General features: G+C 70.5%; 16 protein-coding genes. 14 read left to right on the top strand and 2 right to left on the bottom strand.

Annotated elements, in window-relative coordinates; genetic code table 11:
- Positions 1 to 9 precede the first annotated feature (9 nt).
- The 4 genes from G6R20_RS05335 to hisG are packed head-to-tail and all read left to right on the top strand — an operon-like array spanning position 10 to position 3,792.
- Positions 10 to 1,911 carry a heavy metal translocating P-type ATPase gene (locus G6R20_RS05335; protein ID WP_240341285.1) on the top strand — a complete coding sequence of 634 codons (1,902 nt, stop codon included), beginning with the start codon at positions 10 to 12 and terminating at the stop codon, positions 1,909 to 1,911.
- 3 nt (positions 1,912 to 1,914) lie between these two features.
- The gene (locus G6R20_RS05330) at positions 1,915 to 2,631 is read left to right on the top strand and encodes an HAD family hydrolase (protein WP_069390066.1); all 717 of its coding nucleotides are present in this window, start codon (positions 1,915 to 1,917) and stop codon (positions 2,629 to 2,631) included.
- Positions 2,628 to 2,891, top strand: a complete 264-nt coding sequence (locus tag G6R20_RS05325; protein ID WP_067714437.1) for a phosphoribosyl-ATP diphosphatase — start codon at positions 2,628 to 2,630, stop codon at positions 2,889 to 2,891. Before G6R20_RS05330 ends, G6R20_RS05325 begins: the two co-directional genes overlap by 4 nt.
- A 49-nt stretch (positions 2,892 to 2,940) precedes the next feature.
- A complete protein-coding gene (gene hisG, locus G6R20_RS05320; protein ID WP_067714440.1) occupies positions 2,941 to 3,792 on the top strand; it encodes an ATP phosphoribosyltransferase in 852 nt (283 codons plus the stop codon).
- A 101-nt stretch (positions 3,793 to 3,893) separates the two neighbouring features.
- On the opposite strand, the gene G6R20_RS05315 is transcribed toward hisG, so the two are convergent.
- Positions 3,894 to 4,661: a thioesterase family protein gene (locus G6R20_RS05315; protein WP_163375766.1), complete on the bottom strand. Its 768-nt coding sequence runs from the start codon at positions 4,659 to 4,661 to the stop codon at positions 3,894 to 3,896.
- On the bottom strand, positions 4,661 to 5,572 hold the full coding sequence (locus G6R20_RS05310; RefSeq protein ID WP_163375765.1) for a RecB family exonuclease: 912 nt from the start codon (positions 5,570 to 5,572) through the stop codon (positions 4,661 to 4,663). The genes G6R20_RS05315 and G6R20_RS05310 overlap by 1 nt, the downstream gene beginning before the upstream one ends.
- Before the next feature lie 58 nt (positions 5,573 to 5,630).
- Between G6R20_RS05310 and G6R20_RS05305 the strand changes: the two genes are divergently transcribed.
- The 10 genes from G6R20_RS05305 (at position 5,631) to G6R20_RS05260 (ending at position 17,635) form a co-directional block, all read left to right on the top strand.
- Entirely contained in the window at positions 5,631 to 6,470 is an 840-nt protein-coding gene (locus G6R20_RS05305) for a tRNA (adenine-N1)-methyltransferase (RefSeq protein ID WP_069390069.1), read from the top strand.
- Between the two features lie 97 nt (positions 6,471 to 6,567).
- A complete protein-coding gene (arc, locus tag G6R20_RS05300; RefSeq protein WP_163375764.1) occupies positions 6,568 to 8,268 on the top strand; it encodes a proteasome ATPase in 1,701 nt (566 codons plus the stop codon).
- Positions 8,265 to 9,782: a depupylase/deamidase Dop gene (dop, locus tag G6R20_RS05295; protein WP_163375763.1), complete on the top strand. Its 1,518-nt coding sequence runs from the start codon at positions 8,265 to 8,267 to the stop codon at positions 9,780 to 9,782. The genes arc and dop overlap by 4 nt, the downstream gene beginning before the upstream one ends.
- Positions 9,783 to 9,836: 54 nt before the next feature.
- On the top strand, positions 9,837 to 10,013 hold the full coding sequence (locus tag G6R20_RS05290) for a ubiquitin-like protein Pup (RefSeq protein ID WP_096905488.1): 177 nt from the start codon (positions 9,837 to 9,839) through the stop codon (positions 10,011 to 10,013).
- Between the two features lie 6 nt (positions 10,014 to 10,019).
- Positions 10,020 to 11,426: a Pup--protein ligase gene (gene pafA, locus G6R20_RS05285; RefSeq protein ID WP_119191679.1), complete on the top strand. Its 1,407-nt coding sequence runs from the start codon at positions 10,020 to 10,022 to the stop codon at positions 11,424 to 11,426.
- An 11-nt stretch (positions 11,427 to 11,437) separates the two neighbouring features.
- Complete coding sequence (locus G6R20_RS05280) at positions 11,438 to 12,406, top strand: WYL domain-containing protein (RefSeq protein ID WP_132063312.1); 969 nt, start codon at positions 11,438 to 11,440, stop codon at positions 12,404 to 12,406.
- The gene (locus G6R20_RS05275; protein WP_119191678.1) at positions 12,403 to 13,371 is read left to right on the top strand and encodes a WYL domain-containing protein; all 969 of its coding nucleotides are present in this window, start codon (positions 12,403 to 12,405) and stop codon (positions 13,369 to 13,371) included. Before G6R20_RS05280 ends, G6R20_RS05275 begins: the two co-directional genes overlap by 4 nt.
- A 108-nt stretch (positions 13,372 to 13,479) precedes the next feature.
- Complete coding sequence (tatA, locus tag G6R20_RS05270) at positions 13,480 to 13,917, top strand: Sec-independent protein translocase subunit TatA (RefSeq protein ID WP_119191677.1); 438 nt, start codon at positions 13,480 to 13,482, stop codon at positions 13,915 to 13,917.
- Between the two features lie 12 nt (positions 13,918 to 13,929).
- Entirely contained in the window at positions 13,930 to 14,991 is a 1,062-nt protein-coding gene (gene tatC / locus G6R20_RS05265) for a twin-arginine translocase subunit TatC (protein ID WP_163375762.1), read from the top strand.
- Positions 14,975 to 17,635: a DEAD/DEAH box helicase gene (locus tag G6R20_RS05260; protein WP_096905491.1), complete on the top strand. Its 2,661-nt coding sequence runs from the start codon at positions 14,975 to 14,977 to the stop codon at positions 17,633 to 17,635. The genes tatC and G6R20_RS05260 overlap by 17 nt, the downstream gene beginning before the upstream one ends.
- The last annotated feature ends 8 nt before the right edge of the window (positions 17,636 to 17,643 follow it).

Below are 17,643 nucleotides of genomic sequence, written 5' to 3'. Positions count from 1 at the left end.
GTACTCGCGATGGCCACCGTCCTGGCCATCGCGATCCACCTCGTGTCGCGCGCGGTCACCGGTCCCGGCGTCTCCACGACGGTCGAGTGGTCGATCCGGGCGCCCCTGGTCGCGGTGGTCGTGGTCGGCGGGGTCCCACTCATCCTCGAGGTACTGCGCTCGGCGGTGAGGAGCGCGGGTGGGGCGGACATGCTCGCCGCCATCTCGATCATCACGGCGGTCGCTCTCGACGAGTGGCTGGTCGCCGCGATCGTCGTCCTCATGCTGTCCGGCGGCGAGGCGCTCGAGGCCGCGGCGTCGCGGAGGGCATCGGCCACCCTCGACGCCCTCGCGCGGCGCAGTCCCACGATCGCGCATCGACTCCGCGGGGACTCTACGGCCGCGGGCGTGGACGACATCCGCGCCGAGGAGGTCCGCGTGGATGACCTCCTCCTCGTCCTGCCTCATGAACTGTGCCCCGTCGACGGCGAGGTCGTGGGTGGCGACGGCGCCATGGACGAGTCGTTCCTGACCGGCGAACCGTACGTCGTGCCGAAGTCACCCGGCTCCCAGGTGCTCTCCGGGGCCGTCAACGGCGAGGTGGCGTTGACCGTCCGGGCCGAACGCCGGGCGGCAGACTCCCGGTACGCGCAGATCGTCGGCGTCCTGCGGGAGGCGGAGGAACACCGGCCCCCGATGCGTCGCCTGGCCGACCGTCTCGGCGCCTGGTACACGCTGGTCGCACTTGCCCTCGGCGTCCTCGGCTGGGTCATCTCGGGCGACCCGACCCGCTTCCTCGCCGTGGTGGTCGTCGCGACCCCGTGTCCACTGCTCATCGGCGTACCGGTCGCCATCATCGGCGCCATCTCGCTGTCCGCCAAGCGTGGGATCATCATCCGGAACCCGGCAATGCTCGAGAACGTCAGCCGGATCGAGACGATGATGTTCGACAAGACGGGCACACTGACCTACGGTCGCCCCGTCCTGACCGAGATCATTCCTCGACCGGGCACCGATCCGGATGGCGTGCTGGCGACCGCAGCAGCGGTCGAGGTCTACTCCCGTCATCCTCTTGCCCGAGCTGTCGTCGACGCCGCCACCGAACGAGGTCTCGCCATACCACCACTCAGCTCGGTCGCCGAGAAACCCGGCGCCGGACTGGTCGGTGAGGTGGGCGGCCACAGCCTTCGCCTGACCAACCGTCGTGGACTCGCCGCGGTCGACCCCGACGCCGTCGACCTCCTCCCGGGGACGGAGGCCGGTCTGGAATCGATCGTCCTCCTGGACGACCGGTACGCCGCCACCCTCCGGTTCCGGGACGAACCGCGGGCGACCGCAGGCGACTTCATCGCACATCTGCCGCGCTCGCACGGCGTCAAGCACATGATGATCATCTCGGGTGACCGCGAGACCGAGGTCCGCCGGTTGGCGGACCGGGTGGGCATCAGTGAGGTGCACGGCGGGGTCGGCCCCGAGGGCAAACTCGCGATCGTCCGCGAACGCACTGCCGCGGGGCCGACGCTGTTCCTCGGGGACGGCATCAACGACGCCCCGGCGATGACGGCCGCGACCGCAGGAGTCGCGTTCGGTGCCACCTCCGACGTGACGTCCGAGGCCGCCGACGCCGTGGTGCTGGATTCCTCACTGGAGCGCCTCGACGACCTGCTCCATATCGGAGCGCGTATGCGTCGGATCGCCCTGCAGTCAGCGGTGGGCGGGATGGCCGCCTCCGTGATCGGGATGCTCCTCGCCGTCTTCGGGTTGCTGAGCCCTCTCGCGGGGGCGATCGCGCAGGAGGTCATCGATGTGCTGGCGATCCTCAACTCGGCGCGCGTCGTGATGGCGCCACGGAAGCTCAGCGACTTCGATGCGATCCCGTCGCCATCGGCGCCTCGGGTCACCCCCGGTTCACCTGACTCGGGTAGACAGTAGTCCGTGACCAGCAATTCCTCCGACCGTGTTCCGTCCGCCGTCTGTCTCGACATGGACGGCACCCTCGTCGACACCGAGCGACTGTGGGACATCGCCGTGTACGAGCTCGCCGAGCACCTGGGGCGCCCCCTCGACGAGACGACGCGCGAGAGGACGCTGGGCAACTCCCTCCACGGGTTCTTCGAGATCCTCGGCGAGTACACGGGTCGCCGGATCGTGGGCGAGGAGTTCGACCGCCTCGCCCACCGCTTGAACTCCCGGGTCACCGAGTTGATGCGAACTGATATGAGGTGGCGGCCGGGCGCCGAGGATCTCCTCGCCGATATCGCGTCGACGAGGACTCCGGTCGCGTTGGTCACCAACACCACCGCCGATGTCGCGGTGGTGCCCCTCGAGTTCATCGACCGCTCCCGCTTCGACGTGGTGGTCACCGGGTGCATGGTCACCGAGGCCAAGCCCGCCCCGGACCCGTATCTCCTCGCGTGTGCCCGGCTCGGGGTGGAGCCCGGCTCGGCGGTGGCGGTGGAGGATTCCGTCACCGGCGCGACCGCGGCGGTCGCCGCCGGATGCCGGGTGCTGTACATCCCGTCGACCGACGGCCAGCCCGGCGTCGTCGGGGCCCACACCCACGACACCCTGGAGGGCATCGACACCGCGGCGCTCCACGGGCTCACCTCCGGCACACCCGTGGGTGCGGCTATGGGACAATCGAGCGTGTGAAGACCTTCGACTCGCTGTTCACCGAGCTGTCCGAGCGCATTACCGCGCGCCCCGAGGGGTCCGGCACCGTCGCCGCGTTCGACAAGGGTGTGCATCATCTGGGCAAGAAGGTCGTCGAAGAAGCCGGAGAGGTGTGGATCGCCGCCGAGTACCAGTCCGACGAGGAACTGGCGGAGGAGATCTCGCAGCTCCTGTACTGGACCCAGGTCATGATGCTCAGGCGCGGACTCGGCCTCGAGGACGTCTACCGACATCTCTAGACCCCGCCCCGCGTCCACCCTCACGCTCACAGATCCCGGAGCCCCCGTCATGCTGCGCGTCGCACTGCCCAACAAGGGCGCCCTGTCCGAGTCCGCCTCCGAGATGCTCGCCGAGGCGGGGTACCGTCGTCGGCACGAGGGGAGCAAAGACCTCACGCTGATCGACCCGGACAACGACGTCGAGTTCTTCTTCCTCCGTCCCAAGGACATCGCCGTCTATGTGGGCTCCGGCCGCCTCGAGATGGGCATCACCGGCCGGGATCTGGCCGCGGATTCCATGGCCGAGGTCGATGAGCTCCTCGATCTGGGCTTCGGCCACTCCACCTTCCGCTACGCCGGTCCCGCCGGGGCGGGATGGTCCACCGACCGGCTCGCCGGCGCGCGGATCGCGACCTCGTACCCCAATATCGTGCGTCGGGACCTCCAGCAGCGGGGGGTCGAGGCAGAGGTCATCCGCCTCGACGGCGCCGTGGAGATCTCGATCCAACTGGGAGTGGCCGACTGCATCGCCGACGTCGTGGGGTCCGGACGGACGCTCAAGGTCCACGGCCTGGAGGCGTTCGGCGACATCCTGTGCGACTCCTCGGGCGTGCTGATCTCCCGGGCGGACGCCGAGGTGTCCGCGGCGATGGCACAGCTCAGGGCGCGCCTGCAGGGCGTGGTGTTCGCCCAGCAGTACATGATGCTCGACTACAACTGCCCCAAGGATCTGCTCGACGAGGTCTCGGCGATCACGCCGGGCATCGAGTCGCCCACGGTCTCGCCGATGGCGGACCCGGCGTGGATCGCCGTCCGGTCGATGGTGCCGCGCAAGCGGGTCAATTCGATCATGGACGAGCTCGCCGCGTCCGGCGCGAAGTCGGTCATCGCGACCGACATCCGCTCCTGCCGGATGGGCTGACAACCAGAAGATCCGCTACCCTCCCTTCGAATCCGCTACCCGAACAGGGGTAGCGGATCCGCAGTCGGAGTAGCGGATCCTCGGGCTGGGACCGCGCCCGATCAGACCCGCTCGACCAGCAACGCCTGCAGGGTGTGGCCGATCGCGCCGACCTCGTCGAAGAGCGTTCCGGTGGTCGCGCCCACCCCGTCGGGACCGATCGAGGCCCGCGCTGTCACCCCGATCCACTGCCCGACGGGCCGGCGGTGCAGGTGCGTGACCACGTCGGTGTTGAGGAATCGCCACTCGTGGGGCTCGAGGACCGCTCCGACACCGTTGGCGATGTCCGCCACGCACATCACGTGCTCGGCGGGGGTCGTCTCCTCACCTGCCACCAGCGGCAGGGTGGGCCGCGCCCACACGGTGCCGTCCTCGGCACCCCGGATCTCGAGCGAGTCGATGTAGCCGCTGGTCCAGCGGTTGAAGAAATCACTGTTGTGATCAGCTCCCGGCAACTCGCGGGGCTGATCCAGCGTCTGCTCGACCTCCGCGGTGTCGCTGACGAGCATCCGCCACGCGCTCGCCCGGGCGACGATCCGTCCCCGCGCCTCGAGCTCGGACTCGACCAGCTGGATCCGCCGGCCCGGTCGGGTCACGCGCGCCCGCGTCCGCAACTCGCCCAGCGGGACCGGACCCAGCAGGTCGACCGCCACCCGCGCGATCCGCGTCTCCTCGGACGGGTCCAGCCGATCCATGGCCCGGGTGAGGATGGCAGAAGGCGGGGCCCCGTGCTGCAGGTCGGGGCCCCAGGCGCTCACGGTGTGCGGCGTTGCTCGGAAGACCTCCCAGCCGTCGTCGGTACCCAGCGGCTCGAAGTAGGCCTCCGTCATCACGTTCTCCTCGGTTCTCCCTGACCTGACAGCAGAGTGTCCGTCCCGGCTGGTACCACCCGCGTCCCGGGCCACCCCGGGTACTCCGGCGGGGTACCGCCGTACGCCGGACACAGGGCCTGATGATTGCACCAGTCGCACAGGCGGGACGTACGGGGGCGGAAGTCCCCGCTCTCCCCGGCCCGCTCGATCTCCGACCAGAGCGAGTCGAGGGACGCCTCGGTCTCACCGAGGGATGCATGATCCGGGGTGAGGGTGAGCCAGCTGCCGTTCTTGAGGTAGATGAGTTTGAGCTGCGCGGGGAGCACCCCGTGGACGCGGTGGTACATCAGGGCGTAGAAGCGCATCTGGAACATCGCCTGGTGCTGGTACCGCGGGTTCGGGGGTTTGCCGGTCTTGTAGTCGACGACCCTGACCTCGCCGGTCGGCGCCACGTCGACCCGGTCGAGGTAGCCGTGGAGCGGGGTCCCCGACTGAGTGGCCGTGAGCAGGTACTGCTCGCACGAGGCGGGGGAGAAGCGCTGCGGGTCCTCGACGCCGTAGAGGGCCGAGACCAGGCCCGCGACCTCGGCCTCGAACCCGGGGCGTTCGGCCACAGGTACCACGTCGGCGCCGTCCTCCGCCGCGTAGAAGTTCTCGACGGCGGCGGGGACGAGGTCCGCGGCGCGCTGCGGCGCCCGATCGGACTGCTCGAGGCCGTAGAGCTCCTCGAGCACCGAGTGGACGACGGTGCCCGTCACCTGGGCGCGTGTCTTGGGCTCCGGGATCCGGTCGATGGTGCGCAGGCGGTACAGCAGCGGGCACTGCCGGAAGTCCGCCGCGCGCGAGGCGGACAGGGCGAGGGGTTTGCGTTCCGGCAGGGGTACGTCGACCGCTGCCGGGATGCCGCCGATTTCCAGGGGATCCGTCACACCTGGCAGGGTAGACAACCGGTCGGACAACCGGCCCGTATGTCCCCCTGGAGGTCCCGTGCAGCGATCCGGTCCGTTCGTCGTGGGCGACCGCGTCCAACTCACCGACACCAAGGGGCGCAAGTACACGGTCGTCCTCGTCGAGGGCGCCGAGTTCTTCACCCACCACGGGGCCGTCCGCCATGACGACCTGATCGGTGCGCCGGAGGGGTCGATCGTCACCTCGACCAAGGACTCCCACTACCTCGCGCTCCGGCCGCTCCTCACCGACTACGTGCTGTCCATGCCGCGCGGCGCCCAGGTGATCTACCCCAAGGACGCCGCGCAGATCGTGCACGAGGGTGACGTGTTCCCCGGCGCCCGCGTCCTGGAGGCCGGTGCCGGTTCCGGCGCGCTGACCTGCTCGCTGCTCCGGGCCGTGGGCCCCGAGGGGCGGGTGTTCTCCTACGAGATCCGTGAGGACCACGCCGAGCACGCCGAGCGCAACGTCCGTACGTTCTACGGCGAGCACCCCGAGAACTGGGACCTGCGCGTCGCGGACCTGGCCGAGACCTCCGTGGAGGCGCTGGGGGGCCAGGTCGACCGCGTGGTGCTGGACATGCTCGCGCCCTGGGAGTGCCTGCCCACGGTGAGCGACGTGTTGGTGCCCGGCGGGGTGCTGGTCGCCTACGTGGCCACCACGACCCAGCTGTCGGACGTCGTGGAGGCCCTGCGGCGTCAGCAGTGCTGGACCGAGCCCCGGGCGTGGGAGTCGATCAACCGCGGCTGGCACGTGGTCGGCCTGGCCGTGCGTCCGGAGCACCGCATGCAGGGCCACACGGCGTTCCTCGTGACCGCCCGCCGGCTCGCCGAGGGCGTGACCACCCTCAAGCCCAAGCGGCGCAGCGGAAAGGGCTGACCGGCGGACTCGCAGGGACCTGCGCCCGCGTCCGCCGATAGGGTGGAGGGGACGACGACGAGGTGACTCGTCGACGACCAGGAGGGCAGGTGATCGCGTGACCGAGGGACGATCCCCGGCCGGCGACGGGCAGGACCGGGTCGCCATCGACCGGGCCGAGCTCGCACGGCTGCGCAAGGCCGTGGACGAGGGGGCCCGTTCGGACCGCGAGAAGACGATCAAGATCGACGCCCTCGGCGCCCGCAACGTCCGGCTCGCGGACCTGCTCAAGGACTCGCGCGACCAGCTCGAGGCGCTCAAGAGTGAGGTCGAACGACTCGGCACCCCGCCCAGCACCTACGGCGTGGTCCTGGCCCGACCCTCCGGCCCGGACACCGTGGAGGTCATGGCCGCGGGTAGGCGGATGCGCCTCGCGATCGCCCCGGGGGTGGACCCTGCCGAACTCACCGCCGGTACGACGGTGCGTCTCAACGAGGCCTTGACCGTGCTCGAGGTCTCCGGAGAGCTGCCCGTCACGGGCGTCACCGCCATGTTCCGTGACGTACTCGCCGACGGCGTCCGCGCCCGCGTCGTGATGGGCAACGACGAGGAGCACATCGTCGTGCTGGCCGCCGCGCTGCGGGGCGGTCGGACCGCCGAGCACCCCGCCCCGGTCCGTCCGGGCGACGCGGTGCTGGTCGACCCCAAGGCGGGCGTGGCGTATGAGGTCGTGCCCAAGGCCGAGGTCGACGAGCTCCTGCTCGAGGAGATCCCGATGGTGGAGTACTCCGACATCGGTGGACTCGGACCGCAGATCGAGCAGATCCGCGACGCCATCGAGCTGCCCTTCATCCACCACGACCTCTACCGCGAGTTCCACCTGGCCCCACCCAAGGGCGTCCTGCTCTACGGGCCCCCCGGCTGCGGCAAGACCCTCATCGCCAAGGCCGTCGCGCACTCATTGGCCCGCGCGTCGGCGGTCTCCCGGGGCGACGACGTCTCCGACGGTCGCTATCCCAACTCGTACTTCCTGTCCATCAAGGGCCCGGAACTGCTCAACAAGTACGTCGGCGAGACCGAGCGGCACATCCGCTCCATCTTCGAGCGGGCGCGTGAGAAGGCGACCGAGGGCAACCCGGTCATCGTGTTCTTCGACGAGATGGACTCGATCTTCCGCACCCGCGGTTCCGGTGTCTCCTCGGACATGGAGACCACGATCGTGCCCCAGCTACTCGCGGAGATCGACGGCGTGGAGGACCTGCGCAACGTCATCGTGATCGGCGCCTCCAACCGCGAGGACATGATCGACCCGGCCATCCTGCGCCCCGGCCGGCTCGACCTGAAGATCCGCATCGACCGGCCCGACCGCGACGCCGCGACCGATATCCTGGCGAAATACATCACCCCCGACCTGCGCTTCGACCCGGAGGAGGTCGGGGACGCGGACGAGCAGACGCACGTGGCGGACCTCATCGACCGGATCGTCGACAGGCTCTACACGCGCGACGCGTCCACCACGTACGTGCACCTGGTGTACGCCTCGGGCCGCCGATCCTCCCTGTACCTGGCCGACCTCACCTCCGGGGCGATGCTGCGCAACATCGTGGACCGGGCCAAGAAGCTGGCGATCAAGGACATCGTCCACGGCACCGGGCAGGGCCTGACCACAGACGACTTCCTCGACGCTGTCGACGCCGAGTTCGCCGAGAGCGCGGACCTGCCCAACACCTCCAACCCGCAGGAATGGGCGCGGCTGACCGGTGTCCGCGGTGAGCGCGTCGTCGACGTCTCCATCCCCAACAAGGGCGTGGACCAGTGACCCCTCCCGTTCGGAACGCGTCGGGTGAGGTCGGGCGAGGCCGGATCATCGGCACCGAGATCGAGTTCGGCATCGTCGCGGTCGGGCAGCCCCTGCTCAGCTCGGTGGTCACCTCCACCCAGGTGATCAAGGCCTACACCGACCCCGGGGAGTCCGCCGGCGGCGCCGACGAGACCCGCTGGGACTACGAGTCGGAATCGCCCCTGCGCGACGCCCGCGGTTTCGACCTGGGAGCCGTGCGCGCCTACGACCCCGGCGAGTTCGGGGTGACCAACCGGGTGCTGACCAACGGCGCGCGCTTCTACGTCGACCACGCGCACCCCGAGTACTCCGCGCCGGAGGTCGACTCCCCGCGCGACGCGGTGATCTGGGACAAGGCCGGCGAGCTCGTCATGCACCGCGCCGGGGTCGAGTCCTCGGCGACCGAGGGCAACGCCGAACTCAAGCTGTACAAGAACAACGTCGACGGTAAGGGCGCCTCGTACGGCGCGCACGAAAACTACCTCGTCCGCCGCGACGTCGACTTCGACGCCCTGACCCTGAGCCTGGCACCGCACCTGCTGTCCCGGCAGGTGTTCTGCGGCGCCGGACGCGTGGGGATCGGGCAGTCCGGCGAGACGGCCGGCTTCCAGCTCTCCCAGCGCGCCGACTACATCGAGGTGCTCACCGGGCTCGAGACGACCCTGCGTCGCGGGATCATCAACACCCGCGACGAGCCGCACGCGTCCGACGAGACGTGGCGCCGACTGCACGTGATCATCGGCGACGCGAACATGTCCGAACTGGCGACGTACCTCAAGATCGGCACCACGTGCCTGGTCCTGGACGCCATCGAGGAGGGCGTCGACTTCTCCGATCTCCTGCCCGTCGACCCCGTGGAGGCGGTGCACGTCATCAGTCACGACACGTCGCTGACCGCCACGGTGCCGCTGCCCGACGGCCGCGCACTGACCGGGATCGGTCTCCAACGCGAGATCCTGGACCGGGTCGCCGACCTCGTCGGCGACGGACCCGGCCGACCGGACTGGGCCACCGAGGTCCTCGCCGAATGGCGGGAGATCCTCGAGGCCCTCGAGCAGAATCCCATGTCGTGCGCCGACCGCCTGGACTGGCCCGCCAAGCTGCGTCTGCTAGAGGGATTCCGCGCCCGCGACGCGCTGGACTGGGACCACGCGCGGCTCGCGCTCATCGACTTCCAGTACCACGACATCGATCCGGAACGCGGCCTCTACACCCGTCTAGTGGCGAAGGGCGCGATGCGCCGACTGACCACCCCAGACGAGGTCGAGGCCGCCGTCACGACCCCGCCCGCCCGGACGCGGGCCTGGGCCAGGGGACGCTTCCTCGCGGAACTCGGAGACAGCATCCACTCCGCCGGATGGGACCTCGTCGTCGTCGTCGACTCACGCGGCCACCAGCGCCACGTCGACCTCACCGACCCGTACACCGGGACCCGGGAGTACTGCGAGGCGCACCCGGACTTCCTCACCACCGACGGACCGTCACCGTGGTGACCGCACCGACACGCACCTCCGACCACCGAACCTCCCACCGTTAAGGAGAAGTCCATGTCCCGGATCCAGAAGAACGCCGGCGGCCCCGCCGACGGTGACGACGAGGCCGGCCAGGTCGCCAAGGCCGCCGACACCACCTCCGCCGACTCGCTGCTCGACGAGATCGACGACATCCTCGAGACCAACGCCGAGGAGTTCGTGAAGTCCTACGTCCAGAAGGGCGGGCAGTAGACCGCCATGATCCGTCGCATCGTCGGGATCGAGACGGAGTTCGGGATCACCAGCGTCGGCGGTGACGGCGCGCGGTCCCTCGGCGCCGACGAGATCGCCCGCTACTTCTTCCGGCCCGTCGTGCAGCGGTGGCGCAGCTCCAACGTCTTCCTGGAGAACGGCTCCCGCCTCTACCTCGACGTGGGCTCCCACCCCGAGTACGCGACCGCCGAATGCGACGGCCTGCGCCAGCTCGTCGCGCACGACAGGGCGGGGGAGCGGATCGTCGACGACCTCGCCCTGCAGGCCGAGCAGGCACTCGCCGCCGAGGGGATCGACGTCAACGTCTATCTGTTCAAGAACAACACCGACTCGGTGGGCAACTCCTACGGGTGCCACGAGAACTACCTGCTCGACCGGGCCACCCAGGTCCGCAGCATCGCCACCACACTGTTGCCGTTCCTCGTGAGCCGGCAGCTCCTCTGCGGCGCCGGCAAGATCCTGCCCGGCACCCCGGCGGGCGTGGGACTCGGCGAGACGGAGGAACCGACGTTCTGCTTCTCCCAGCGCGCCGAACACATGTGGGACGGCGTCTCGTCCGCCACCACCCGGTCGCGACCGCTCATCAACACCCGAGACGAGCCGCACGCCGACTCGACCCGGTTCCGGCGCATGCACGTGATCGTGGGCGACTCCAACATGATCGAGACCACCACGCTGCTCAAGATCGCCAGCACCCGGCTCGTGCTGGAGATGCTCGAGGCGGGCGTCGAGCTGCGCCCGATGGCGGTGGCGCACCCGGTTCGGGCCATCCGGGAGATCAGCCGCGACCTCACCGGCACGCGGCCCGTCGCGATGACCGACGGCACCACCATGACGGCGCTGGAGATCCAGCGGGAGTTCCTCGCCGGGGTCCACCGCTACCTCGACAGCGGCGGCTGGGAGCGCGACGATCGCCCCGACATCGAGCGGTGCGTGGCCCTGTGGGAGCGGGTGCTCGACGCCGTCGAGTCCGGGGACCACGAGTCGATCGCCGCCGACATCGACTGGGCCGCCAAACTGCGGCTCATCCGGCAGGTCCAGGACAAGACCGGCGTCGACCTCGACCACCCGAGGCTGTCCCAGATCGACCTGACCTACCACGACGTGCGGCCCGGACGCGGGCTCCACTCGGTCCTCGAACGCCGCGGGCTCGTCTCCCGCGTCGTGGACGACGCCGAGGTGGAGCGGGCCCGCACCGTCGCCCCCGAGACCACCCGCGCCGCGCTGCGTGGCAGGTTCATCACGGCCGCCCGGGACGCCGAGCGCGACTTCACCGTGGACTGGGTCCACCTCAAGGTCTCCGACGGCACCCTGCCCACCGTCGCGCTGACGGACCCGTTCGCCCACGAGGACCCGCGTGTCGACGAACTCGTCGCCGCGCTCGGACGATAGCGTCTCCAGGCGTGCCCACCTCGAAGTCCCAACGTCTGGTCAACCTCGTGATCTGTCTGAGGTCGACCAACGCGTTCCTGTCGGCGGGGGAGATCCGCAGGATGGTCCAGGGGTACGACGACGCCGAGAACGACGCCGCCTACCTGCGGATGTTCGAACGGGACAAGCGGGAGCTACGCGACGCCGGGGTCCCGCTCGAACAGGGCGCCTCGCTGGCCCCCGGATCGCCGGCCGGGTACCGCATCCCCGCCCACGGGTACGAGCTGCCCGACATCACCCTCACGCCCCAGCAGGCCGGCGTGCTCGCCGTCGCGGCCGAGGTGTGGCGCGAGGGGGAGCGGGCCGCGCGCGCCGACGGGGCGCTGGCCAAACTCACCGCCGCGGGGATCGAGCCCGCGCACGACGCCGGCGCGACCGTGTCCGTAACCGACCCCGCCGAGCTCGCGACCGCCGCCCTGGTCGCCGAGGCGATCGCCGAGGGATCCACGGTCACCTTCTCGCACACCCCCGCGGGCGCCGCCGAACCCACCTCCCGGCGGGTCGAGCCCTGGTGGACCGGATCCCGCCACGGCCACTGGTACCTCGTCGGTCACGATCTCGACCGAGGCGAACCCCGGACGTTCCGGCTCGTCCGCATCTCCGACGTCCGGCTCGGGCGCGCCGCCCGGACCGTCCCCGTCCCGCCGACCGAGCAGGTCCTCGCGTTGCTGGACGGCGCCGTCTCCCGGCTCAACCCCCTGGTGGAGGCCACGGTCTGGGCCGCCGACGGCAGAGCCGCCGAGCTGCGCGCCATGGCCCGGTCCCAGAGCCCCGCCCGGCGATTCGGCAGGGACGGGGTCGACCTCGAGGTCGCCGCGCCGCTCGGTGAACTGTCCGCGCTCGTGGCCGCCCAGGGTGCCGACGCCGTGGCCCTGCGCCCGGCCGAGCTCCGCGTCCGGGTCGTGACGATCCTCACCGCCGCCGAGGAGGCCGCCCGATGAGCGCCCGCGCCGTCCCGCTGGCCACGTTGCTCAGCGTGGTCCCGTACTTCCACACCCGGGGCGCCGTCCCCGTGGCCGACGCGGCCCGCGACCTCGGGTTGACCGAGAAGCAACTCCGGGCCGCCCTGTGGCAACTGTGGTCCTGCGGTCTGCCCGGGTACGGCCCCGGTGACCTGATCGACCTCGCCTTCTCCTCCGAGGACCTCGACGACGCCGATCTCGTGGAGGTGACCTTCACCGCCGGGATCGACCGCCCGGTCCGCCTGACCGCCGCGGAGGCGGTCACGCTCGAGACCGGGCTGGCGGTGTTCCTCGACCAGCCGGAGGTGATCGACCAGGGCGCGCTGCGCGACCTGCTGTCGACGCTCCGGACCGCCACCGGCGCCGACGTGCACGCCGGGGGGCTCGACGCCCGACGCGAGACGGCCGACTCGGACGCGGACGTCGTGCGCACGGCCGTCCACGACGGTCGGGCGCTGCGCTTCGTCTACCACTCGGCCAGCTCCGACACCTCCACCACCCGGGTCGTGGACCCCGCACGCCTGTCCGTCGCCGACGGCCATTCCTACGTCCACGGGGTGGACCGTGAGTCGGGTCAGTGGCGGACGTTCCGCACCGACCGGATGAGCGGGGTCGAGGAGGTGGGGCCGCGCCGCGCGCTGGGACCCCGACCCCAGGACGACGGCGAGGGCGACGTCCGACTGGAGTCCGCCCGTGTCCCCGCCGCCGCGGCCTGGTTCCTCGACGAGTTCCGGTTCCACAGCGTGGTCCGCCGCCCGGACGGCGACCTGGAGGTGGAGATCGCCTACCACGACCGGGCCTGGCTCCTGCGCTTCCTGCTCGGTCATGCGGACGTCGTGCGGGCCGCCGATCCCGAACTGTCCGCCGAGGTGGCGGGCCGCGCCGTCGAGGGGCTGGAGGCGTACTCGGCGGAGCCGGGGAAGACCTCCGTGACGGAATCGTGAATTCTCGGTAAATAACCAGGTAGCAGCCGGTTTCGGGGAGCGCTCGAGTGACGCCGCCCGGTGTGGGTGCGCTAGCATGGGCACGTTGTCAGACAAACGGAGGTTGACATGGGTGCGTTGAGCATCTGGCACTGGCTCATCGTCCTCGCGGTGGTGCTCCTGCTGTTCGGTTCGAAGAAGCTCCCGGACGCCGCCCGCGGCCTCGGACGGTCGATGCGCATCTTCAAGTCCGAGATCAAGGAGATGCAGAACGACGACAAGCCGGTCGAGGACCCCGCGCCGCAGGCTCTCACCCAGGCGCAGCCGAACGCCGCCCAGTACGCGCAGCCGCAGGCACAGCAGTCCGCCCAGCCCCAGCCGCAGCAGTACCAGCCGCAGCAGTACCAGCCGCAGGCACCCCAGCAGTACCAGCCGCAGGGGCAGCCGAATGCCCAGGGGCAGGGTTACCCGCAGGCACCCCAGCAGCCGTACCAGCCACAGGGGCAGCAGCAGTACACCGACCCCACCGCCCCATACCACGGCGGTCAGGGTCAGCAGGGGCAGTAGGCCGACCCCTCCATGACGCAGACCGACACCGCGGACACCGGCGCCACCCGCAAGGGTGGCGCCGGTCGCCTGCTGACCAGACGCCGCCGCAGGCCCCGCAACCCGGACGGCACCATGCCGTTGATCGAGCACATCTACGAGCTCCGCAACCGCGTGCTCATCGCGATGGCGGCGATCATCGTGACGTTGGGCTTCGGATTCTGGTGGTACGGCAGCGGCTTCTTCGGCATCCCGTCGTTGGGCGGGATCCTCACCGGCCCCTACTGCGACATCCCCCCGGGGGCGCGCCTACAGCTCGGTGACGACGGCGACGAGTGTCGCCTGCTCGCCACCGGACCGTTCGAGCAGTTCATGCTCCGGCTCAAGGTGTCCGCCACCGCCGGCATCGTGTTGGCCAGCCCGGTCTGGCTGTACCAGCTGTGGGCGTTCATCACGCCCGGCCTGCACAAGAACGAGAAGCGCTACGGGGTCGTCTTCACCATCCTGGCCGCGGTGCTGTTCATCGGCGGCGCGGTGCTCGCCTACGTCGTGATCGTCCACGCGTTGGAGTTCCTGCTCTCGATCGGCGACAACGTCCAGACCACCGCGTTGTCCGGCACGCAGTACTTCACGTTCCTCATCCAGCTCATCCTCATCTTCGGCGTGAGCTTCGAGATCCCGCTCCTGATCGCGATGCTCAACGTCGCCGGGGTCGTGAGCTACGAGGTTCTCGCCAAGTCGCGCCGCGGGATCATCATGGGCATCTTCGTCTTCGCGGCCGTGGCCTCGCCCGGCCAGGACCCGTTCTCGATGCTCGCCCTCGCACTGGCGGTGACCATCCTCGTCGAGGGCGCGATCCAGTTCGCCCGCCTGCATGACAAGCGCAAGAACAAGTCCCGCGCCGACTGGCTCGAGGTCGACGACGAATCCGCCTCGCCCCTCGGCCCCGCCGACGACCTCGGCGGATCCGGCCCACTCGAGCGGCCCGCCCCTCTGACCACCCCGGCCCCGGACACCGGCACCCGAACGCCCGGCGACACCCGACCGCTCCAGGCCCCGGCCGGTGGCGGTTCACTCTATGACGACATCACCTGACCGTCCCCGGACCGATCACCTGCTCGAGGACTTCCTCACCGGGGAGGGGTTCTCGCCTGACCCCTTCCAACTGGAGGCGTTCTCCGCCCTCGACGCGGGACGCAACCTGCTCGTCTCGGCGCCCACCGGGTCCGGCAAGACCCTCGTCGGCGAATACGCGGCTCACCGGGCGCTCGCCGGGGGAGGGCGCTGCTTCTACACCACCCCGATCAAGGCGCTGAGCAACCAGAAGTTCCGGCAGTTCCGCACGCGCTTCGGCCCCGAGAACGTGGGGCTGCTCACCGGCGACCACTCGATCGACGCGGACGCGCCCATCGTGGTGATGACCACCGAGGTCCTGCGGAACATGATCTACAGCGGCTCGTCGGCGCTCCACGACCTGGACTGCGTGGTGATGGACGAGATCCACTACCTCGGGGACCGCTCGAGGGGCGTCGTGTGGGAGGAGATCATCCTCACGCTCGATCCGGCCGTCCGCCTGGTCGGGCTGTCCGCCACCCTGAGCAACACCGACGAGCTGGGCGACTGGATCACCGAGATCCGTGGCGACACCGCGGTGGTGCTGTCCGAGCACCGTCCCGTGCCGCTGGCCCACATGCTCTACACCGATGGGGACCTGATCCCCATCCGGGCCGCTGCCGACCAGCGCAGACGGTCCCGGAGCGGCTACCACGAGGAGCGGGTCACGGCCCGGCCCCGAGCGCAGTGGGCCAGACGCCAGGACGTCATCGAGAAGCTCGACGACGAGCGACTCCTGCCGGCCATCTACTTCGTGTTCTCCCGGGCGGGGTGCGACGGCGCGGTCGCTCAGATGCGTCGCGCCCGCCTCCGGCTCACCACCGGGGAGGAGGCCCGGCGTATTGCCTCACACGTGGACGCCGCCTGCGCCGAGGTCCCACAACACGACCTCGACGCCCTCGATTTCACCTCGTTCCGCGCCGGGCTGGTCAACGGGCTCGCCGCCCATCACGCCGGGATGCTCCCGCTCTTCCGCACCATCGTGGAGGAGCTGTTCTCCGCAGGGCTGATCAAGGTCGTGTTCGCGACCGAGACCCTGGCGCTGGGCATCCACATGCCGGCTCGCGCGGTGGTGCTGGAGAAGACGACCAAGTTCAACGGCGACACCCACGCGATGCTCACCTCCGCGGAGTACTCACAGATCACGGGCCGGGCCGGCAGACGGGGCATCGACACCAAGGGCACGGCAGTCGTGCTCGACCAGCCGGACCTCGACCTGGACGCCCTGTCCGCGCTCGTCGACACCCCGCGGTTCCCATTGCACAGTGCCTTCGCTCCCGACTATTCGATGGCGGTCAACCTCGTCGAGCAGCTCGGCGTCGAGGAGGCCACCATCCTGATCGGCCGGTCGTTCGCCCAGTTCCAGACCGACCGCACCCTGGTGTCCCGGTCCCGCGCCATCGAGCGCCGGTCCGATGAGCGCGACCGCATGCGGGCGTCGCTCGAGGAGGCCGGGGGAGACGAGGACCTCGACGAGTACATGGGGTTGCGCGCCGAGCTCAGCCGTCTCGAACGCAAGGCCGAGAAGTCGAACCGGGACGACCGGCTGGCGTCCGTGCGCGCGGCCATGCTCAAGCAGACCGCCGGCTCCGTGATCACCGTGGGCCGCAAACGATTCGGCATGGTGGCGACCGTGCTGCAGGTCCGGACCGACATCCAGTCCGACCCCGCGCTGCTCTGTCTCACCGACACCGGGTGGACCGGCTGGTTACGCCAGAACGACTTCGCCTCGCCCCCGATCCCCGTGGGTCGGGTCGACCTGCCCAAGGGCCGCCGCAAGCTCGACGGGCGCGCCAAGCGGGCTCTGGTCCAGCGGATGGAGCACCTGCGGGGCAAGGCGAAGGGTCGGATGAAGAACGCCGGCGGTAAGCCGGTCCGCAAGGACCCGCGGATCGCCGCGGCGCGCCGGGCACTCCGGCAGCACCCGCTGCACGAGGACCCCCGGATGGACAAGCTCGCCCGCCTCCACGAGCGCTGGGCCCACGCCGACGCCGACGTGGCCGCGCTCACCGCCGAGGTCGACGCCGACGCCGATTCGCTGGCCCGCCGCTTCCGCCGCATCGTCGACCTGCTCCGGCACCTCGGTTATCTCGAGAAGGTGGACGGCGTACTCCGTGCCACCGACGCCGGGCGGCTCCTGGCCGGGGTACACACCGAGCAGGACCTGTTCGTCGCTGAATGTCTGCGGCGGGGAGTGTGGCGCGGGCTCGATGCCGCCGGCCTCGCGGCGGTCGTCACCACGGTCGTGGCCCACCCGCGGACGGACTCCGCGGTCCGCGAACCCTCCGACGACACCCTGCGCGCCGCCCTCGCCGAGACGGAGCGGGTGGCCGGTGACGTCGCCGAGATCGAACGCGCGCACCGCCTGCCCACCACCCCGGACCTGGACGCCGGCCTCGCGCCCGTGATGCACCACTGGGTCTCCGGCGGGGCGCTGGCCTCGATCCTCGCCGCCTCGTGGCAGGAGGGCGTCGAACTCACCGCCGGCGACTTCGTCCGCTCCGCCCGCCTCGTGGTGGACGTCCTCGCCCAGGTCGGTCAGGTCGCCGAACCGGAGCTCGCCCGCACCGCCCGGTCCGCCGTGGGGTCACTGCGCCGCGGTGTGGTGCTCGACCACATGGCCTGAGCCGACGC

Source organism: Dietzia sp. Alg238-R159, from assembly GCF_900537145.1.
Classification (GTDB): Bacteria; Actinomycetota; Actinomycetes; order Mycobacteriales; family Mycobacteriaceae; genus Dietzia; species Dietzia kunjamensis.
This window is presented reverse-complemented; position numbering and strand designations above follow the sequence as displayed.

Coding starts and splice junctions, on each gene's coding strand:
- hisG (WP_067714440.1), top strand. CDS start 2,941: ATGCTGCGCGTCGCACTGCCCAACAAGGGCGCCCTGTCCGAGTCCGCC.
- tatC (WP_163375762.1), top strand. CDS start 13,930: ATGACGCAGACCGACACCGCGGACACCGGCGCCACCCGCAAGGGTGGC.
- G6R20_RS05290 (WP_096905488.1), top strand. CDS start 9,837: ATGTCCCGGATCCAGAAGAACGCCGGCGGCCCCGCCGACGGTGACGAC.
- G6R20_RS05260 (WP_096905491.1), top strand. CDS start 14,975: ATGACGACATCACCTGACCGTCCCCGGACCGATCACCTGCTCGAGGAC.
- pafA (WP_119191679.1), top strand. CDS start 10,020: ATGATCCGTCGCATCGTCGGGATCGAGACGGAGTTCGGGATCACCAGC.
- G6R20_RS05315 (WP_163375766.1), bottom strand. CDS start 4,661: ATGACGGAGGCCTACTTCGAGCCGCTGGGTACCGACGACGGCTGGGAG.
- G6R20_RS05275 (WP_119191678.1), top strand. CDS start 12,403: ATGAGCGCCCGCGCCGTCCCGCTGGCCACGTTGCTCAGCGTGGTCCCG.
- G6R20_RS05335 (WP_240341285.1), top strand. CDS start 10: ATGGCCACCGTCCTGGCCATCGCGATCCACCTCGTGTCGCGCGCGGTC.
- tatA (WP_119191677.1), top strand. CDS start 13,480: ATGGGTGCGTTGAGCATCTGGCACTGGCTCATCGTCCTCGCGGTGGTG.